The sequence below is a fragment of the Mesorhizobium sp. M0011 genome, assembly GCF_040324155.1.
Classification (GTDB): domain Bacteria; phylum Pseudomonadota; class Alphaproteobacteria; order Rhizobiales; family Rhizobiaceae; genus Mesorhizobium.
Window position 1 is genome coordinate 1 of record NZ_JAMYVQ010000057.1, and the last position, 18,429, is coordinate 18,429.

The 18,429-nt window shown below is 62.5% G+C and carries 17 protein-coding genes and 1 tRNA gene; 11 read left to right on the plus strand and 7 right to left on the minus strand.

What is annotated here, in order from left to right; genetic code table 11:
* Positions 1-532: 532 nt before the first annotated feature.
* The 5 genes from NKK51_RS31530 to NKK51_RS31550 form a co-directional block, all read right to left on the minus strand.
* Positions 533-2,494, minus strand: coding sequence for a CHASE2 domain-containing protein (locus tag NKK51_RS31530; RefSeq protein ID WP_352556181.1), 1,962 nt, complete (start codon positions 2,492-2,494; stop codon positions 533-535).
* 87 nt (positions 2,495-2,581) lie between these two features.
* Entirely contained in the window at positions 2,582-3,385 is an 804-nt protein-coding gene (locus tag NKK51_RS31535) for a FecR family protein (protein WP_352556182.1), read from the minus strand.
* A gap of 11 nt (positions 3,386-3,396) precedes the next feature.
* Positions 3,397-4,611 (minus strand): tetratricopeptide repeat protein, encoded by a 1,215-nt coding sequence (locus tag NKK51_RS31540; protein ID WP_352556184.1) that lies wholly within the window; start codon positions 4,609-4,611, stop codon positions 3,397-3,399.
* Between the two features lie 540 nt (positions 4,612-5,151).
* Positions 5,152-6,339: a magnesium transporter gene (locus NKK51_RS31545; RefSeq protein ID WP_352461400.1), complete on the minus strand. Its 1,188-nt coding sequence runs from the start codon at positions 6,337-6,339 to the stop codon at positions 5,152-5,154.
* A gap of 554 nt (positions 6,340-6,893) precedes the next feature.
* Positions 6,894-6,983, minus strand: a tRNA-Ser gene (locus NKK51_RS31550).
* Between the two features lie 359 nt (positions 6,984-7,342).
* Between NKK51_RS31550 and NKK51_RS31555 the strand changes: the two genes are divergently transcribed.
* The 5 genes from NKK51_RS31555 (at position 7,343) to NKK51_RS31575 (ending at position 11,220) form a co-directional block, all read left to right on the plus strand.
* Positions 7,343-8,047, plus strand: coding sequence for a DUF2569 domain-containing protein (locus tag NKK51_RS31555; protein WP_245486098.1), 705 nt, complete (start codon positions 7,343-7,345; stop codon positions 8,045-8,047).
* 307 nt (positions 8,048-8,354) lie between these two features.
* Complete coding sequence (locus NKK51_RS31560; RefSeq protein ID WP_352556186.1) at positions 8,355-8,678, plus strand: hypothetical protein; 324 nt, start codon at positions 8,355-8,357, stop codon at positions 8,676-8,678.
* 101 nt (positions 8,679-8,779) lie between these two features.
* Positions 8,780-9,445, plus strand: a complete 666-nt coding sequence (gene msrA, locus NKK51_RS31565) for a peptide-methionine (S)-S-oxide reductase MsrA (protein ID WP_128303184.1) — start codon at positions 8,780-8,782, stop codon at positions 9,443-9,445.
* A gap of 208 nt (positions 9,446-9,653) precedes the next feature.
* The gene (locus NKK51_RS31570) at positions 9,654-10,643 is read left to right on the plus strand and encodes a BMP family lipoprotein (RefSeq protein ID WP_352556187.1); all 990 of its coding nucleotides are present in this window, start codon (positions 9,654-9,656) and stop codon (positions 10,641-10,643) included.
* Positions 10,644-10,758: 115 nt separating this feature from the next.
* Positions 10,759-11,220, plus strand: a complete 462-nt coding sequence (locus NKK51_RS31575) for a GNAT family N-acetyltransferase (protein ID WP_352556189.1) — start codon at positions 10,759-10,761, stop codon at positions 11,218-11,220.
* Here the strand turns inward: NKK51_RS31575 and NKK51_RS31580 are convergent.
* Positions 11,215-11,622 (minus strand): hypothetical protein, encoded by a 408-nt coding sequence (locus tag NKK51_RS31580; protein WP_352556191.1) that lies wholly within the window; start codon positions 11,620-11,622, stop codon positions 11,215-11,217. The genes NKK51_RS31575 and NKK51_RS31580 overlap by 6 nt on opposite strands.
* 22 nt (positions 11,623-11,644) lie before the next feature.
* Positions 11,645-11,851, minus strand: coding sequence for a SlyX family protein (locus tag NKK51_RS31585; protein WP_174800349.1), 207 nt, complete (start codon positions 11,849-11,851; stop codon positions 11,645-11,647).
* Between the two features lie 229 nt (positions 11,852-12,080).
* Here NKK51_RS31585 and NKK51_RS31590 point away from each other — a divergent pair, with 229 nt between their 5' ends.
* From NKK51_RS31590 to deoA, 6 genes are read left to right on the plus strand one after another with little or no spacing between them, the layout of a single operon-like run.
* Complete coding sequence (locus tag NKK51_RS31590) at positions 12,081-13,613, plus strand: ABC transporter ATP-binding protein (RefSeq protein WP_128303187.1); 1,533 nt, start codon at positions 12,081-12,083, stop codon at positions 13,611-13,613.
* Complete coding sequence (locus tag NKK51_RS31595; RefSeq protein WP_127266923.1) at positions 13,610-14,749, plus strand: ABC transporter permease; 1,140 nt, start codon at positions 13,610-13,612, stop codon at positions 14,747-14,749. Before NKK51_RS31590 ends, NKK51_RS31595 begins: the two co-directional genes overlap by 4 nt.
* A 1-nt stretch (position 14,750) precedes the next feature.
* Positions 14,751-15,722: an ABC transporter permease gene (locus tag NKK51_RS31600; RefSeq protein WP_352556193.1), complete on the plus strand. Its 972-nt coding sequence runs from the start codon at positions 14,751-14,753 to the stop codon at positions 15,720-15,722.
* Positions 15,723-15,778: 56 nt separating this feature from the next.
* Positions 15,779-16,171 (plus strand): cytidine deaminase, encoded by a 393-nt coding sequence (cdd, locus tag NKK51_RS31605; protein WP_023812575.1) that lies wholly within the window; start codon positions 15,779-15,781, stop codon positions 16,169-16,171.
* Between the two features lie 30 nt (positions 16,172-16,201).
* Positions 16,202-17,011 carry a purine-nucleoside phosphorylase gene (locus tag NKK51_RS31610; protein WP_127259901.1) on the plus strand — a complete coding sequence of 270 codons (810 nt, stop codon included), beginning with the start codon at positions 16,202-16,204 and terminating at the stop codon, positions 17,009-17,011.
* On the plus strand, positions 17,011-18,330 hold the full coding sequence (gene deoA, locus NKK51_RS31615; RefSeq protein ID WP_023812573.1) for a thymidine phosphorylase: 1,320 nt from the start codon (positions 17,011-17,013) through the stop codon (positions 18,328-18,330). The genes NKK51_RS31610 and deoA overlap by 1 nt, the downstream gene beginning before the upstream one ends.
* Positions 18,331-18,429 lie beyond the last annotated feature (99 nt).

Here is an 18,429-nt window from a genome sequence, read left to right on the forward strand (position 1 = left end):
GTCATGGTGGCGTTCCTTCGCGGGAATCGGTGACGTTGAACATCACCAGCCTGCCATGACCGCCCTCTCTCAGCGAATTTGCAGAACTCTCAGCACACTACCATTCTGGGGCTGCCTCGCCTATCCTGCGGCCTGGTCGGAGCCTGTCTGAAGAAGCGGCTCTGTGCTGGGAGTTGTCACCCGGAGGAGGCGTTTTGCAACCTCACTCCCACGCAAGTCTGCAGCAACTATGTCCGCCTATGGGATCGCAGGAGTTTGCCTCAACGACCGAAACAAGGCGCTTAGCATACGCGGTCCACTCGGAAATGGAGCCGCATCTGTAGGTTTCCGTAGCCTCAGCAGTTCCAGGGCATCTTCTACGTCGACGCCAAGATACCAGACTTGAAATTGGCCTAATCCTGCAGGCGTGCGAGACGCCCGCCGTCAAAAACAACGGCTGCGCAGGCCGGCTCGCCGTCTGATGACACCTAGGCCTCCCCAGCGGTCTTAGTTCACGACGCAGGACGGCACCCCTGCGATCCGCTGGATGCGGTCAGCGTGTGCTTCGGGTTCGGGGCGCAACATCAGGCGGTGTCATTTGCGCGGATGGCGGCAAACCAACCACCGCGGCAGGGGCGCCAGATTGTTGGCTCTCTACTTCGCGGCTCACACCTTGGTGAGCAGCTTGCATCTCCGGAACAGTGAAAACCGGCACGTCGCCCTTGAAACCCTGGAGCACAAAGGCGCCCGCCTGGACGACCGGCATCGATGCTCCTGCCGCAAAGCCGGGTCCGAGCACCAGGGGGATGCCCAGCTTCTTGGTCGTGGATTCGAGACGTGCCGCGCGGTTCACAGGGGAGCCGATTGCAGTGTAATCGAAGCGCCGTTCGGAGCCGAAATTGCCTACCGAGCAGATGCCGGTCTCGATGGCGACGCCGATTTCGATCGAGCGATGGCCATCCGCGGTGAAGGCGGCATCTTCGCGCTTCACCCGCTCGATCAGGGCAAGACCCGCGTCGAGCGCACGCTCGCGATGATCGGGTTGATCAAGCGGCGCGTTCCAGAAGGCCAGCACCGCATCGCCCATGAACTTGTCGATGGTCCCGTCGCGCTTGAGGATCTCATCGGTCGCAATACCAAGGAAATGGTTGACTACCTTGGCGATCTCTTGGGTATCGAGCTGTTCGCTCATCGTCGTGAAGCCGCGTATGTCGCTGATCAGGATTGTGATCTCGCGCTTCTCGCCAGACAGGATTGCCTCGGTGTCCGAGCTTGCGAGGCGCTGCACCACGGAGGGCGACAGATACTGTGAGAACTGTCGCGCCAAGGTGGACCGGCGCTGCTCGCTGCGCCTGTATAGGACATAGCCTTCGAAGCCCGCAACCATGATCGTTGCAAGCGCCGGCTGCAGCGGGTCATAGAGTGCACCCTGCAGGCTGTACTCGAGAGCGCCTAATACGAACGGCGTGACGGCCAGGAGCGCCAGTGCGAGGCCGCCAAGAACGACACGCCCGGCGAGCACTCCGGACAACCCGATAAAACCGACGGCACTGAGGAGAAACCAGAGCCGCTCGAGCATACGCGCGTGCGTTGGCTCTGCCAGGTAGCGCCCGGCAAGCATCTGGCTAATCGCATCGGCGTGGATGTCCGCTCCTGATCGCGCTGGACTCCTTGGCGTGGGCAGATACTGCGTCAGTCCCACAGCCGACAGGTCGACAATGGCGATGGCGTCGCGCAGCCGCGGATCGCCATGGCCCGAAAGGATAGTGCGGGCAGACAGGCGGGGCGCTTCGGTCGCGGTTTGCCAGAGGCGGATGCTCCCCTCCGGCTCGAGCGGCACAATGGCGCCGGCCATCCTGAGCGCGTCGAACCCGGCTGCATTCATCCGGGCTATGTACCCGTCCTGTCCAGCGTGAAGGCGCAGGAGCTCGAGTGGGAAAGACGGCCACAGCTGCACGCGTTGAGGGGTGTTGCGAAGCCAGAGCAGCGGCACATGGCGCAGTACGCCGTCGGCATCGGGCAAGGTGCGAATCACGCCGAGGCCCGCGGCGGCGTTCGAGAATTCGGCAAGCGAGCCGGTCAAGCCAGTGAAGCCGGGAAGCGTATCGGGTACTTGCCCGACGATCGACCAGCCGGCTTTGGGTTCTGTTTCTGAAACTGTCGCCTCATTGCCTAGGCTGACGGCAAGCGCCGTTCGATTATTGGCCAGCGCCGCTGCTAAGCGCTTGTCTCCGGAGATGCCCTCAGGCGAGTTGTCGGCCTCAGGGAGTACCAGCGCAAGCCCGACCACCGCCGCGCCGGATCCGGTGATGCCATCGACCAGATCGGCCAAGAGGCCACGGTTCCAGGGCCATCGCCCATGTGCCTTGAGGCTGGCATCATCTATCGAGACGATCACGACAGGATTGCTCGTCGTCTGGCGTGGGGCGAGAAACTGGTAGAAGTCGTACGTCCGCTCACGCAGACGCGACAACGGCGCGTCAAAAGCCAAATGGCAAGCGAGCAGCAGGAGCACGACCACAAGGCCGGATATTTTGCGCCTGCCAGCTTGCCGCCAATCAGCCCAGGGACTACCGACCAAGCGGCTCATCGTGAGGCCAGTCTAATCGCAGTAGTAACAGCAACGCTCACCCTCACACTCGCCCCTGCGCCCCCCGCTGCCCGCAGGTGGCATTGGGCTGTCAGGGAATTCCACGACCACTCCTGGCAATGCGCCGTCCGTGGAGTCGCAGACTTTGAGCGAGCCACCGAGTGCCGATGCACAAAGTGCGCTTACGTCCAACCCAGGACCCGGTGCCCCTGGCAGGCCGGTGCCCGCTATCCGGTCGATACTGTCCAATATCGGGAAGGTGTCGATGCCGCCATAGCCGGTCAGCAGCTTGCCATCTTCCGACGTGCAGGCGTAGCCCGGGTTTGTGATGACCAGCCGTTTGCCATTGATCGTGCAGTTCATGCGGCCGGCGCGCAATATGCCGACAGTCTGGCCGGCTGCCACCAGCACTTCTATGATGCCGCCTCTCGCCCCGAGCACCATGTGCGGCGTCGCAACCTGCATGACACCCCCTTTAGAAACCTGGCCGCCATAAAAACGTGCCAGGCCGCTGTTCATCCCGATATCGATCTTTCCGGAACCGGAGCCCGGATTGTAGACGAATTCATCGATTGTCAGGCTGGTGTTCGGACCAATCTTGGCGCTCGATTCATCCCGGAACACCAGCATTCCAAGACCGGTGGGATCACTGCGCAACTGGTCGCCGAGTTCGACGCCCGCACCAACATTCATTGTCCCACCGTTGTTGCGGACGATGTTGGTCTGATAGGCCGTCATCGACCCGACTGTCTCAGCGGCGGATGGTACCGTGAAAGCAAGGCAGGCGATAAAAAGAGCGATCTGGCGGTACCTCATCGAGGCCTCTTTCAATTGAGCGTCAACGTGTAGCTCATGAGCATTTCGAACGATTTTCGGTCGCCGCTGGCGATGGCGAAGGCGGTTTCTCGATAGGCGAGATCAACGCTGATCTTTTGGGCTTCCGTCAGCTGAAAATCGCTTTCCGAGGCAATGCGCCAGAAGTCGCTCTTAATATTTGTGCCGATGCCGACCGAGAGATCGGGAATGTCGCTGTGGCCGGCCGAGAAGGCGATCTGGTGCGACCATGCGAAAATATCCGGTACGTTCATCAACAGGCCGCCATAGCGGACCTCGCCTGTGTAGCTGCGGCCGATTGCTCCAGATCCGGAAGCGAAGTCATTCGAGCCGACAAAGCGCAGTCCGAGCGCCTGGCCATTGCGGAAGCGGTAGCTGCCGCCTGCCTCATAGAAGACCCTGCTGTCGGCGAAAATGCCTTGCGAGGCGCTTAGATCGATGTAGCCGCCACCGGCGAAGAGCGTCGTTTCGACCGTCGGTCGAACGAGGAAACGTCCACCAAGGCCAATGCCGGTTTCTTGAATATCGCTGTCGAAACGGTCTGTAACGGTAAACGCGGAGAGCAGCAGGCGAAGCGAATCGATCCCACTATTGGGCAGCCCCTTGTCCCAGGTAATCGCTGCGTTGCCGTGGACAAAAGTCTTGTCGCTACCCGGAACCGACAGGTCTTCCGTGAAAAAACGCTCTGTCGCCGTCAACGACCCTGAAAGCACCAGCGCGTCGGCACTTGGCGTGCCGAGGTCCCACCGGACAAAGCCTTCCGCCCGCGCGTAGGGCGAGACGAAGCTTTCTTCGTCCTGCGCCCCGCCCGGCTCAAAATCGGTGAATGCGCTGAATACGCCGCCGGTCAGGGCGAGTTCCCAGGTGACACCACGCAACGCACGCTCGATCCGGCCGAGGAGGCGAACAGCTTCCTGCTGCTCACCTGCGGTCAGACCGCCGACTTCGATGCCGTACTGCACCTGCCGCCGGGCCAATTCATAGGAGCCGACATGATAGTACAACCGGCTGGCCGCAAGCCGGGCGCGCGCATCGCGGGGGTATTGGATCAGATACTGCTCGATTGAGGAGATCGCCTGATCGTATTGTCCCGCGTTGACCGCAACCGTGACGAATTGGGCGAGCGTTCCATTGTCGGCCGGACTGGCGATGCGGGCCGAAAACGCATCGTCATAGGCCGTAAAAAGACCTTGTGCGCCGGCCGGCAATACCCCGCTAAAAAGCAGCGCTGCGGCGAAGCCGAAAATCGTGCGAGACGAAGATTGCATGCCGAGAACCCACCCCGACCCGACTAGTGCGAAGGATTTCGTATGACTACAAGAAAAAAGGCGTCTGAACTGTCACCATATCACACGAGCCTCAGCAGCTGTTGCAGCCGCGCAACAAACTATCGGGCTTATTCCTTTTTTTGGGCTGCGCTGGTTGCAAAACATCTGCTTGGAGTTGCTGGACCTAATTGCAGTATTCGGCACCATTGGCAAACAACTCAAATCCTGAGTGGCGGATCGCAAGCCGACAAGGTTAATGTTGTTTGCGCGATTCTGGCGTATCTGGTCACTGAAGGAGTCTTAAGGTCACCCACGGTTTATCCAAAGGTCTTCCGGCGCGTTGCGCAAGGGGTCAGAGAGCTGCCGGAGGTGCTTCTCACGATGCGTGGGCGATGCGGGCCTGGCTCTCGCAATTTCGCTGAACGCGACAAGTCAGTTTATTGCCCCAATTCCCAGGGACGCGTCACTGGACGTGCCTCGCTACAGCACGAGTATGGTGGCCAGCCCCAGCATCAGGCCCATGCCTACAATATCGGTCAAGGTGGTGAGGAAGATCGCCGAAGCGACCGCCGGGTCGGCGCCGACCCGGCGCAGGCCCAACGGGATCAGCACGCCGGAGATTCCGGACATGAGGCACGATCCGGACATGGCAAGCAGGATCACAAGTGCCAACATGGGCGCTTGGGCCGCCGACTCCGGTTGCCTCGAGGCGTAGAACCACATCGCCGCAGCCGCAAGAAGGCCGACAAGCAAGCCGTTGGCGATCCCGAGCGCGCCCTCTCTCATCACCAAGTGCAGCTTCGGTCGTTTGTCCACATCCCCCAGGGCAAGGCCACGCAGCGTCATAGCCAGTGCTTGGCAGCCGGTGTTTCCGCTCTGCCCGGCCAAGACCGGGAGGAATGCCGCCAGGGTGACGATCTTCTCGATGGTTCCTGTGAACGAACTGACCACGAATGCGGCCATGAAGGCCGTCAGGAGATTCAACTGCAGCCACGGATGACGCTTCAAGAAGGCTGAAAACAGCGGCGTGAAAGAGCGCTCCTCCTTCTGGACACCTACCATCTGGCCAGACTGAGCGGAAATCTCAATGACTTGCTGCTCAAACAAGCGCCAGCCGCGAACCTGCCCGAGCAGCCGGTTCTCCGCGTCCACCACCGGATAGACAGGGTAGTGACGCCGTACCGCTGCCTTGCAGGCGTTGCTCAAAGAGAGACCGACATGAAGAGCGAACGGCTTGGGCAGCATGATCTGATCGACAATGGCGTCCGGTTCGCTCAGCATCAGATCGCGCAAGACCACCAGGCCAACCAGTGTATTGCCCTCGTCAGTGACGTAGAGATAAGTGAGTTCGGTCGGCACCTGGGCGCGTCTGACAGCTTCCACCGAGGCAGCAACCGTCGTCCCGACAGGAACGCTGGCGGAAATCGGGTCCATTATCTCGACAAGCGACTCGGGGATCGCGAAATCCTCGCTGTCGTCAGGGGACCTGATGGGCCGCACATGAGATGGCAAATGCTCGGCTACTTTGCGGGCGTGCCCCTTTGGCAACAGCTTTAGTGTGTCGCGGATGAACTCGGGAGACTCTCTGGCCAGCAATTCAGCTGCGTCATCAGGTGCTCGGGCATGCAGTGTGCGCACCAACTTCTGAACGCCGGTCTCTTCTTTCATTCGCTATAACCCCAGTTGAAGGTCACATAATATGTTAAGTATCGGATCGCACCAGTGTGGAAATACCCCAGTTTCTTCCTACCCCCAGCAGTCCGCCTTGGCTCTCGAAGTTATTGCGGCCTAAAACGAGTTGACGTACGCCGCCTGACGAAGCGTCGACCCGGCAGACGCCATCTCACCTAGGTGATCCGGACCGGTCCGGAATTCGTGCCTGAGCGATCAATGGCCGTCCTGGGAAATGCATGTGGGCAACATCCTTGCAGCCGCCTTCAATTCAATCTCTGACAATGGCGGGTTGGAGAGTCTGATATCGTTTGCGCATCGAGACCTACGGCGCTTCACTGTGATGTCTGCTTCTTGGAAGCGGCTGCTAATATCTCAATGACTGAGACGAGGCGCAAAGCAGTCGTTCCTTTGGACGATCCTAACCAAATGGCGTCCAGAGAAAGCCCGTGACAGCCATTTCAATCCACACATTTATGTGGGGTGAAAAGTGGGCCAATTGCTACGCAAATAGAAATTATCATTTTATTTCAGCGGCTTGCCGAGGCAACTGGCGGAGAGAGCGGGATTCGAACCCGCGTTACGGTCTCCCGTAAACACACTTTCCAGGCGTGCGCCTTCAACCACTCGGCCACCTCTCCGTCCATGCATGTCGCGTCGGCCGGTTTCGCCGTGCGGGTTGGGGAGATGCACCTCCCTTGGGGCTGAGGCGTGGAAATCCGCGCCGGCGCCGCCAACCAGCGAACGCCCTTCCCCGCACCTGAGCCGAAGCAACAGGCGCGGGGCTCATCTAGTCGATCCGGCGCCGAATGCCAAGCCATAACGGCAGTCTATTCGCTTTGCCGGCCACACAGTGTTTCACAAGGCGGCCGGCATGCCCGTTTTTACAGGCGCCGCCGCTGCAATGGTGTGCACAGGCAGGACCGCGGGGCCGGCCGCCCTTGACTTCCCCCGGAGTTGCCTGTCGGGTGCCGAGGCTTTGCGGGGGCATTGTGCGGACATGACATCGAGCAATGGACAGACGCCAGTCAGGCGGCCGGACAGCGGGCTGTCCTTCGTGCCGGTGGGCTGGCTTGTCTTCGTCATGGCGTGGTCGGTCTACGGCCTGATCTCCGTCTGGCCCGCGGTCGGCGCCACCGGCCTGCCAGACAGCGTGTTTTACCTTATCTATGGCGGGCTCGTCATCGATATCGTCACCATCCTGTGGGGGCTTTACCTGCTCGGCCTCGCCTTCGGCCGCTCGGCCCGCTTCCCGCGACGGTTCATCATCTGGCAGGTCGCCACAATCGTCTGGCTGGTGACCTGGCAGGCCTGTGCACTGACGATTTCGGATTTCGTCTTTTCGGGCCAGGCGCTTGCCATCATGGCTGCTCAAATCGCCATCGGCGTTCTCTGCATCTATCTGCTGCGCCGTGGATCCGAAGCCGATGCCGTTTATGTCAATCCGGAAACCGAAAGCCCGCCTGTCTTCGTCTCGGTCGTCGCCGCGCTGCTCGGCATCGTCCTGGGCGCGGTCATCGGCGCCGTGGGCGGATTCGCCATCGGCTCGGTGATCGCTGATGCCACCGAGATGAGCTGTTTCGAGGGCGCCTGCGGCTATTTCGCCGTGTTCACCGGCCTGGCCGGCCTGGCGATCGGCGCCATAGGCGGCGGCGTTTTTGCCGTCTGGCGTGTCCATCGGCGCAAAAGGAAGCCGGCCGCATAGTTCGCGCAGGGCAACGAATCCGGGTTCACCCGGGCTTTAGAGACTTCGCCGGCACGTCGGTTTGCAAGGCAACAAACGCAAAAACCCGCCTGTGCGGCGGGTCGTCGGCGCAAGTCAGCACCATGCCGAAATTGTTAGCATAGCTGCCCTCATATGTCAATGAAAAGCCACCCGGCCGACTGTCGTCCGGCCTTCTGTTGACCTGAGTTTGGAGTCTGCAAATTCGCGTATGGCGATTGCGATCCAGCCATGCGCATTCTATCTCTGAAAGGCCCCTCGATAGGGACCAGCCCGGAGGAGAGTTCTGATGTTTAGCTTCGTCTTTCGTCTTGCCGCAATGATCGCGCTGTCGATTTCCGTCATCATGGCGGTGCTCGACGCGACACGCACCGTGGCGGCCTCCGTTCTGGTGCTGACCCCGCTCAACACCAGTTGGCTGGCGGTCTCCCCCGACACGCGGGCCGCCTTCGAAACCTTCATCCGAACCAAGGCCAGCCCGCTGCTGTGGGACAGCGCCATCGCCTGGGTGCTGAACCAGCCGGGCTTCGCCGTGTTCGCGGTGCTGGCTTTCCTGCTCTATGCGATAGGCTACAGGCGGCCACCGCGTGCTGGGCAGTTCGCCGCCACCTAGAGCATCGGACCCAAAAGCGGTTGCCGGTTTTGGAAAATCCGATGCTCAAACAAAGCCGCCGTCATGCGGCATCTTTTGTTTCACCCGGAGAGGAGCCGCGCATGTTCTTTCTCAGCGACATGCTGAACAAGAAGCTCAATCTGCCGAAGCCCTCCGAGGCCCTGCCGGGCCGCGCCAGGGCGATCCCGACCGCATCCAGGCACAAGGTCTTGAAAAGATCGCTCAAGGGTCCTTATCCCGAGAGGCTGGAGACGGCGATGTTCGGACTGGGCTGCTTCTGGGGTGCGGAGCGGCTGTTCTGGCAGATTGAAGGCGTCTGGGTCACCGCGGCTGGCTATGCCGGCGGCTTCACCCCCAATCCGACCTATCAGGAGACCTGCACCGGGCTTACCGGTCATGCCGAAGTGGTGCTGGTGGTCCATGACCCCGAGATCGTCTCCTATGCTGGGCTTCTGAAGCTGTTCTGGGAAAGCCACGACCCCACGCAGGGCATGCGCCAGGGCAATGATGTCGGCACCGCCTATCGGTCCGCGATCTACACGAGCGACGAGGCGCAATTGTCGGCGGCGAGCGCCTCGCGGGATGCGTATGAGACCTCGCTGCGCGGTGCCGGCCACGGCAGGATCACCACCGAGATCGCGCCGGCGGCCGAATTCTACTTCGCAGAATCCGATCACCAGCAATATCTGGCGAAGAATCCTTACGGCACGTGCAACCTCAAAGGCACTGGCGTCGCTTGCGCCATCCCTGCCGCCGCCTCCGCCTGACACTTGGCGCAAGGACAAGCTGCGGTGCGGCTTGCCCGCACCAAGCTTTTCCAAAAGGTCAAAATTCCGCGTGAATTTTGTTTCGGGCCATGCCAGATTGCCGCCGAGCGGGAGGGAGTACACTCCTGGCTGACGTCGTATGCCTGCCGGAGAACCGGGCCGGCATGCGGCGCGTAACGGAAAAAATAACCGACAGGGTGTGGATCACATGAAACGTATCGTTCTCGGCCTCCTGGCCGCAACCGCAATGGTTCTTCCGGCTTTCGCCGCGGATGTCCAGCCGGCCATCCTCTATGATCTCGGCGGCAAATTCGACAAATCCTTCAACGAGGCTGCCTACAACGGCGCCGAGAAATTCAAGACGGAAACCGGCACGGCCTACGTCGAATTCGAGGTCTCCAATGCCTCGCAGCGTGAGCAGGCGCTGCGCCGCTTCGCCGAGGACGGCCGCAACCCGATCGTTATGGCGGGCTTTGCCTGGACGGACGCGCTGGCCAAGGTCGCCGCCGAATACCCCGACCTGAACTTCGCCATCATCGACGACCAGGTCGATCTGCCGAACGTGCGGTCGCTGAAGTTCAAGGAACAGGAGGGCTCCTACCTCGTCGGCATCCTGGCGGCGATGGCCTCTAAGTCCAAGAAGGTCTCCTTCGTTGGCGGCATGGATATCCCGCTGATCCGCAAGTTCGAATGCGGCTATGTCGGCGGCGCCAAGTCGGCTGGTGCGACTGATGTCATCCAGAATATGACCGGCGACACGCCAGCTGCCTGGAACGATCCGGCCAAGGGCGGCGAGATCGCCAAGACGCAGATCGACCAGGGCTCCGACGTGATCTACGCCGCGGCAGGCGGCACCGGCGTCGGCGTGCTGCAGGCGGCGGCAGATGCCGGCAAGCTCGGCATCGGCGTCGATTCCAACCAGAACGGCCTGCAGCCGGGCAAGGTGCTGACCTCGATGCTGAAGCGCGTCGACGTCGCCGTCTACACCGCCTTCATGGACGGCAAGAACGGCACCTTCAAGGGCGGAGTCGAGAATCTGGGCCTCAAGGAAGGCGGCGTCGACTACGCCATGGACGACAACAACAAGGCGCTGGTGACGGACGAGATGAAGGCGGCCGTCGAAAAGGCCAAGGCCGACATCATTGCCGGCAAGGTCGAAGTGCACGATTATACGGCTGACAACACTTGCCCCTATTGAGCGGCACGAACACACAGCCATGATCTGCAAACCGCCGGGCGCCAGCCCGGCGGTTTTGTCTTTGCCGGATCGAGAGAAACCTTCGCTCCGTGCCGGACACCGTTTGGGGATACAGATGCAGCCGAAGATCGAACCCATGGGCGAGCACGACGTAGCAGCGGTAGCCCAACTGCGCCTGGCTGCCTTTTTCGCGGGAACCGGAAGGACCCTCGGTGAAGATGCGGCAGGGCTTCGCGACTTGATCGCCGGTGACGGCTTCGAGGCGGCATTCGTGGCCCGGATCGGCGACACCCCGGTCGGGACATGCCTGCTGGTCCGCCACGAGTTGGAGCCCGCACATGATCTGACGCCATGGCTGGCCGGGTTGGTTGTCGATGCAAGATATCGACGCCGAGGCATCGCCACCGCGCTGGTCAAGGCAACGGAAGCCCATGCGGCGTCACGGGGCGTCGAGATGCTCCATCTCTACACGTGGGATGCGCGTGATTTCTACGCGGCTCTCGGCTGGAAAACCGTTGAGATAAGCGGCTCGGACGGCGAGACGATGGCGCTGATGTCGCGCCGGCCTCGCCTATAGCAGCTTCGCGACGAGACAACCCAGCGCGAACGCCACCATCAGTCCGGCGGCAACGAAAACTCCACGCCGGCCGCCAAGCGCGTGCACGCCAATGCCGTATGGTGGCCGGGACAGGCTTCGGATCACCGTGCGCGGTTTGACCTCATTGCCGCCGAGCTCGACGCTGCGCATCTGAGGTAACTCGGCTAGGCGTTGGGTAACCAGTTCCCAATGCCTACCAGGCAGCAGGCCGCGTTTTCCGTAACGGTCGAAGAAATACATCTGCTCGGCAAGTCGCACGACCGCGTCGCGGAAGGCGGGATCGACCTTCAGGTCACGTTCGGCCCGTTCGCGGTCTTTGTCGTTCATAAGACCGAGCACATATTCGCCGGCCCGCGCGATGCGATCGTTTTCACTGACCACGGCGTGCACCTTCCCTTTTTCCTCACCAGTGCGGCGGCTTGGTTACCGGCACTTCATCTCCTGTCTGCTCCTCCAGCGCCAGGAAGCGATCCGTCAGCGCGTCGAGCTTGCGCTGCATGCGCTCGATCACTTTCCACTGCTCGGCGATCTGGCCGGACAGTTCCTCGATGGTCTTCTCCTGCTCGGCGGCGCGTATTTCCAGCGTCGTCAGCCGGTCGGCGGGCGTGATCATGTGAATTCCCCAGTCTCACCGCGATGTCTTGCGCCGCGATGTTTTGCGCCGTGATGCGAATTCCGGCGCCGTCATACTAGCGAATGTGAAGGCCTCGGCCACGTTGCAAATTGACAAGCGCACCGGGATTTGTCGAGAGTGAACCGGCTCCGCCAATTGGCACGGGCGGAGCGTCATGCTAGGCGTTTTGACCAAGCGATAAAAAAATAAGAGTGGGACAGGCTGCATGGCGCAAGCCGCAATCGAGTTGATCGGCATCAACAAGAGTTTTGGTGCGGTGCGCGCCAACCGGGACATCAATCTTGAGATCGGTCGCGGCACGATCCACGGCATTGTCGGCGAGAACGGAGCTGGCAAGTCGACGCTGATGTCGATCCTCTACGGCTTCTACCAGGCCGACAGCGGCGAGATCCGAGTTGGCGGCCAGCCGGCCTCGATCAAAACCCCCAATGACGCCATCGCGCTCGGCATCGGCATGGTGCATCAGCACTTTATGCTGGTCGACAATTTCACGGTGCTGGAGAACGTCATCCTCGGCGCCGAAAGCGATGCGCTGCTGAAGAAGAGCATCGCCAAGGCGCGCTCCGAACTGGAGCGGCTGGAGCGTGAATACGGGCTGGAAGTCGATCCCGATGCAATCATCGAGGAACTGCCGGTCGGCCTGCAGCAGCGGGTGGAGATCCTGAAAGCACTCTATCGCGGCGCCGAGATCCTGATCCTCGACGAGCCTACGGGCGTGCTGACACCGGCCGAGGCCGACCATCTGTTCCGCATCCTCGGGCAGTTGAAAGACCAGGGCAAGACGGTGGTGCTGATCACCCACAAATTGCGCGAGATCATGGCCATCACCGACACCGTGTCGGTGATGCGCCAGGGCACGATGGTGGCGACGCGCGAGACCAGGAAGACCACGGTCGAGGAACTGGCCGAGCTGATGGTCGGGCGGCGCGTGCTCTTGCGGGTCGAGAAGGGCGAGGCCGAGGCCGGCGCCGTCAAGCTCGCGGTCAAGAACCTGACGGTGAAGGATACGCGCGGCGTCACCATGGTCGACGACATCTCCTTCGATATCAGGGCCGGCGAGATCGTCGGCATCGCCGGTGTTGCCGGCAACGGACAATCCGAACTGCTCGAGGCGATTTCCGGCATCAGGCGTGCCGTGTCCGGCTCGGTCATGCTCGACGGCAAGCCGATCGACCTGACCGGCGCCGCCGACCCCGGCGAACTGCGCGACCGTGGCCTCGCGCATGTGCCGGAGGACCGCCATCACGTCGGGCTGGTGCTGGCCTTCGAGGAGAACGAGAATTCGATCCTCGGCTATCACGATGATCCCCGTTATTTGAAGGGGCCGTTCCTCAACATCGATGCCATCCGCAACGATGCCAGGGACAAGATCGCCAAATACGACATCCGCCCGGCCGACTGCCGGCTGAAGACCGCCAATTTTTCCGGCGGCAACCAGCAGAAGATCGTGCTGGCGCGGGAGATGGAACAGGACCCTGGTGTTCTGATCGTTGGCCAGCCGACACGCGGCGTCGATGTCGGCGCCATCGAATTCATCCACAAGCGCCTGATCGCCATGCGCGACCAGGGCAAGGCGGTGCTGGTGGTGTCGGTCGAGCTTGACGAGATCCGTTCGCTGTCCGACCGTATCCTGGTGATGTTTGCCGGCCGCATCGTCGGCGAGCGCGGCCCCGAAGCGACCGAGGGCGAGCTCGGCCTGCTGATGGCCGGCATCGAGCACCAGGAGGCCGCCGAATGAGCGCGCCTTACGCCAAACTGCCGGCCTGGGCCGACTATGGCCTGATCCCGCTGATCAATCTGTTCGTCGCCTTCGTCGTCGCCGGCTTCGTCGTGCTTCTGGTCGGCGAGAATCCGTTGCGCGCAGCCGTCATCCTGGTCGAAGGCGCCTTCGGCAAAGGCACCGGCATCGCCTTCACCCTCTTTTATGCCACCACCTTCATCTTCACCGGGCTTTCGGTGGCGGTGGCCGCGCATTGCGGCCTGTTCAACATCGGCACCGAGGGGCAGGCCTACATCGCCGGCCTCGGCATCGCCATCGTCTGCCTGAGCTTCGACAGCACACTGCCATGGTGGCTGACCTTCCCGCTGGCGATCATTGCTGCGGCGACGGTCGGCGCATTGTGGGCGCTCATCCCGGCCTATCTGCAGGCCAAGCGTGGCTCGCACATCGTCATCACCACCATCATGTTCAACTTCATCGCCGCCTCGATCATGGTTTACCTGCTGGTCGGCCCGTTGAAGCCAGCCGCCTCGCAAGCGCCGCAGACGCGTAACTTCCTCGCCGGCGCGGAATTGCCCAAGCTCAACTGGATCATCGAGCTGTTCGGCGCCAAGATCCGTTCGGCGCCGCTCAACGTCACCTTCCTGCTGGCGCTGGTCATGGCCTTCCTGGTCTGGCTGCTGATCTGGCGCACCAAGCTCGGCTATGAAATGCGCACCTACGGTCACAGCCCGAAAGCGGCACGCTATGCCGGCATTTCCGAAACCCGCATCATCATCACCGCCATGATGATCTCGGGCGGGCTGGCCGGCATGATGGCGCTCAATCCGGTGATGGGCGATCAGCACAATGTCGCCATCGACTTCGTTTCCGGCGCCGGCTTCGTCGGCATCGCCGTGGCGCTGATGGGCCGCCTGCACCCTGTCGGCATCGTGCTGGCGGCGATCCTGTTCGGCATGCTCTACCAGGGCGGCGCCGAGCTCGCCTTCGAGATGCCGGCAATCAGCCGCGACATGATCGTCATCATTCAAGGCTTGGTGATCCTGTTTGCCGGTGCCCTCGAGCACATGTTCCGGCCCTACATCCAGGCGCTGTTCGCCTCGTTCAGTCCGCGATCGGTCGGTATGGAAGCGGTCAAGGGGAAAGGTGCCTGAGATGGATGTGTTCAACGCGATCATCCAGACATTGGACTCCACCATCCGCCTCTCGGTGCCGCTGCTGCTTGCCTGCCTCGCCGGCCTCTATTCGGAACGTGCCGGCATCTTCGACATCGGTCTCGAAGGCAAGATGCTGGTCGGCGCCTTCGCCGGCGCGGCGGCCGCTTCCGTGTTCCATTCGGCCTTTCTCGGCCTCGGCATGGCGATCCTGATCTCGGTCGCCTTCGCCATGATCCACGGCTTTGCCTCGATCACCCATCGCGGCAACCAGATCGTCTCCGGCGTGGCGATCAATTTCATCGCCGCCGGCTCGACCATCATCCTCGGCCAGGCCTGGTTCCAGCAGGGTGGACGCACGCCGGCGCTGCAGCCGGGCGAGCGCTTCGAGGCCATCACCTTGCCGGGTGCCGCGGCCATCCGCGGCGTGCCGATCATCGGACCGATCTATGCCGAGCTCCTGTCAGGCCACTCGATCCTGGTCTATCTTGCCTTCCTGATGGTGCCGTTCACCTGGTGGGTGCTGTTTCGCACCCGTTTTGGCCTCAGGCTGCGCGCCGTAGGCGAGAACCCGGCCGCCGTCGATACTGCCGGCATATCGGTCGCCTGGCTGCGCTACAGGGCGCTGATCTGCACCGGCATCCTCACCGGCATTGCCGGCGCCTACCTGTCGATGGTGCAAAATGGCGGCTTCGTGAAGGACATGACCGCCGGCAAGGGCTATATCGCGCTGGCAGCCCTGATCTTCGCCAAGTGGAAGCCGGTCAACGCCATGTTCGCCTGCCTTCTGTTCGGCTTCCTGGACGCGGCGTCGATCCGCCTGCAGGGATCACCGCTGCCCATCATCGGCAAGGTGCCGGCGCAGTTCATGCAGGCGCTGCCCTACATCCTCACCGTCATCCTGCTCGCCGGCTTCATCGGCAAGGCAATCCCGCCACGCGCCGGCGGCGTGCCTTATGTCAAGGAACGTTGAGCGGCAGGTCGGCTTTGCGCCGGGTTTTGAACACGATCATCGGAGAGAACACCTGAATGTCGCATGATCTGTTCGAGGCCGCCAAGGCCGCCATGGCCAGGGCCTACGCGCCCTATTCGAAATTTCCGGTCGGCGCTGCCTTGCGAACCGAAGACGGGCGCGTCTTTACCGGCGCCAACATCGAAGTCGCCTCCTATCCGGAAGGCTGGTGCGCCGAGACCACGGCGCTCGGCCACTACATCATGGGCGGCGGCGGCAAGATCGTGGAAATCGCCGTCATCGCCGAACGCATGGCGAAATGCTCGCCTTGCGGCGGCTGCCGGCAGCGGCTGGCCGAATTCTGCCGGCCGGAAACAAAGCTCTATCTCTGCGACAATGCAGGTGTGGCCGAGACCGTGACCATGGGCGACATGCTGCCTTACGGCTTCCGCGGCGATATTTTGAAATGAACAATGGGCTCAAATGAACAGCTGGCAGCGATGACGGAAAAAGCCCTGGATCATCTCGTCGAAAGGCTGGACGGCCTGGCGCCGGCCACGGCACTGGTGCTCGGTTCGGGCCTCGGCGGTCTGGTCGACCAGATCGAGGACCCGATCCGCATCTCCTATGCCGACCTGCCCGGTTTTCCCAGAAGCGGTGTCACCGGGCACGCCGGCGAAGTGGTGGCAGGGCTGTTTGCCGGCGTGCCGGTGCTGATGCTTTCGGGCCGCGCCCATTACTACGAGCACGGCGTTGCCGCGGCGATGCGGCCGGTGCTGGAAGTGCTTGCCGGCATCGGCATCACGAAGCTGATCCTCACCAATGCCGCCGGCTCGGTCGATCCGGACATGCCGCCGGGCTCGGTGATGCTGATATCGGACCACATCAATTTCTCGGGCACCAATCCGCTGATCGGCGAACCAAGCGACCGGCGTTTCGTCGGCCTGACTGAAGCCTATGATGCCGGCATCCGCCAGGCCATCGAACGGGCGGCAAATGCGACCGGCACCACCCTGCACAAGGGCGTCTATATGTGGTTCTCCGGCCCATGCTTCGAAACGCCGGCCGAGATCCGCATGGCGCGCATCATGGGCGCCAATGCGGTCGGCATGTCGACCGTACCGGAGGTCATTCTCGCCCGCTTCCTCGGACTGCGCGTCGCCGCCTGTTCGGTCATCACCAATTTGGCGGCCGGCATGACCGGGGCCGAGCTATCGCACCAGGAGACCAAGGACATGGCACCGGTAGGCGGCGCGCGGCTGGCGACGATCCTGCAGCGCGTGTTTCGCGACGGACTGCTGGAGATCTGATGCTTCCCCAGGAAATCATCCGCCGCAAGCGCGATGGCCTCAGGCTGTCGGAAGAGGAGATCGCCGGCTTCGTCGAGGGCGTGACGTCAGGCGCCGTTACCGATGGCCAGGCTGGCGCCTTCGCCATGGCGGTGTTCTTCAACGGCATGAGCCGCGACGAGGCCGTGGCGCTCACGCTGGCGATGCGCGATTCCGGCGACGTGCTCGACTGGTCGGACCTGCCCGGCCCGGTCACCGACAAGCATTCGACCGGCGGCGTCGGCGACAATGTCTCGCTGATGCTGGCGCCGATCGTCGCCGCCTGCGGCGCCTATGTGCCGATGATCTCGGGCCGTGGCCTTGGCCACACCGGCGGCACGCTGGACAAGATGGATGCTATCCCCGGCTACATCAGCCAGCCCGACGTCGCGCTGTTTCGCAAGGCGGTGCTCGAAACAGGCTGTGCCATCATCGGCCAGACCGCCGACCTCGCGCCCGCCGATCGGCGGCTCTATGCGATCCGCGACGTCTCCGGCACGGTCGAATCGGTGCCGCTGATCACCGCTTCGATCCTGTCGAAGAAGCTTGCGGCCGGGCTGCAATCGCTGGTGCTCGACGTCAAGGTCGGCAACGGCGCCTTCATGGAAAAATCGCGCGACGCCACCGCGCTCGCCAACAGTCTGGTCGAGATCGCCAACGGCGCCGGACTGAAGGCCTCGGCGTTGATCACCGGCATGAACGAGCCATTGGCGTCGGCCGCCGGCAACGCCGTCGAGGTGCGCAACGCCGTTGATTTCCTCACCGGCCGGTATCGTGACCGTCGGCTCGAGGACGTGACGCTGGCGCTGGCCGCCGAAATGCTGCAGTCGGCCGGGCTGGTATCGTCCAACCAGGATGGCATGCGGCGCGCCACCGAGACGCTCGCCAGCGGCCGCGCCGCCGCCACTTTCGCACGCATGGTGGTCGCGCTTGGCGGCCCCGCCGACTTCATCGAGAAGCCGGAAAAGCATCTGCCGGCGGCGGCGATCGAATTTGCCGTCAAGGCAACGGCAAACGGCTTCGTCACCGGCATCGCCACCCGCGATATCGGGCTCGCCGTGGTCGGCCTGGGAGGTGGACGCACGCGGCCGGACGATAAGATCGACCCCGAGGTCGGCATCACCAGGCTGTTGCCGGTCGGTGCGGAGGTTGGGGCCGGCGAGCCGCTGGCGCTGGTCCATGCCCGCTCATCGGCCGATGCTGAGGCCGCCGCGGCAACCGTGCTTTCGGCCTATACGGTCGGCGCCTCGAAGCCGCCCGCCGACAAGTCGGTCATCCGGCGGATTCTGCCGCGCGGCTAGAGCGTTTCATATTTTGACGGAAGCGTAGCCTGCGTTTTCGAAGTAGTTCTTGCATTCGGCTGCCTCGATGGTTTCGACGAGGTGGCCGATGTGGCGCCA

Bases quoted from the DNA above. Each gene is read 5' to 3' on its own strand.
- cdd (WP_023812575.1), top strand. From the start codon at position 15,779: ATGTCGCATGATCTGTTCGAGGCCGCCAAGGCCGCCATGGCCAGGGCC.
- NKK51_RS31535 (WP_352556182.1), bottom strand. From the start codon at position 3,385: ATGAGGTACCGCCAGATCGCTCTTTTTATCGCCTGCCTTGCTTTCACG.
- NKK51_RS31545 (WP_352461400.1), bottom strand. From the start codon at position 6,339: ATGAAAGAAGAGACCGGCGTTCAGAAGTTGGTGCGCACACTGCATGCC.
- NKK51_RS31560 (WP_352556186.1), top strand. From the start codon at position 8,355: ATGTTTAGCTTCGTCTTTCGTCTTGCCGCAATGATCGCGCTGTCGATT.
- NKK51_RS31595 (WP_127266923.1), top strand. From the start codon at position 13,610: ATGAGCGCGCCTTACGCCAAACTGCCGGCCTGGGCCGACTATGGCCTG.
- NKK51_RS31600 (WP_352556193.1), top strand. From the start codon at position 14,751: ATGGATGTGTTCAACGCGATCATCCAGACATTGGACTCCACCATCCGC.
- deoA (WP_023812573.1), top strand. From the start codon at position 17,011: ATGCTTCCCCAGGAAATCATCCGCCGCAAGCGCGATGGCCTCAGGCTG.
- msrA (WP_128303184.1), top strand. From the start codon at position 8,780: ATGTTCTTTCTCAGCGACATGCTGAACAAGAAGCTCAATCTGCCGAAG.
- NKK51_RS31610 (WP_127259901.1), top strand. From the start codon at position 16,202: ATGACGGAAAAAGCCCTGGATCATCTCGTCGAAAGGCTGGACGGCCTG.
- NKK51_RS31575 (WP_352556189.1), top strand. From the start codon at position 10,759: ATGCAGCCGAAGATCGAACCCATGGGCGAGCACGACGTAGCAGCGGTA.
- NKK51_RS31590 (WP_128303187.1), top strand. From the start codon at position 12,081: ATGGCGCAAGCCGCAATCGAGTTGATCGGCATCAACAAGAGTTTTGGT.
- NKK51_RS31570 (WP_352556187.1), top strand. From the start codon at position 9,654: ATGAAACGTATCGTTCTCGGCCTCCTGGCCGCAACCGCAATGGTTCTT.
- NKK51_RS31555 (WP_245486098.1), top strand. From the start codon at position 7,343: ATGACATCGAGCAATGGACAGACGCCAGTCAGGCGGCCGGACAGCGGG.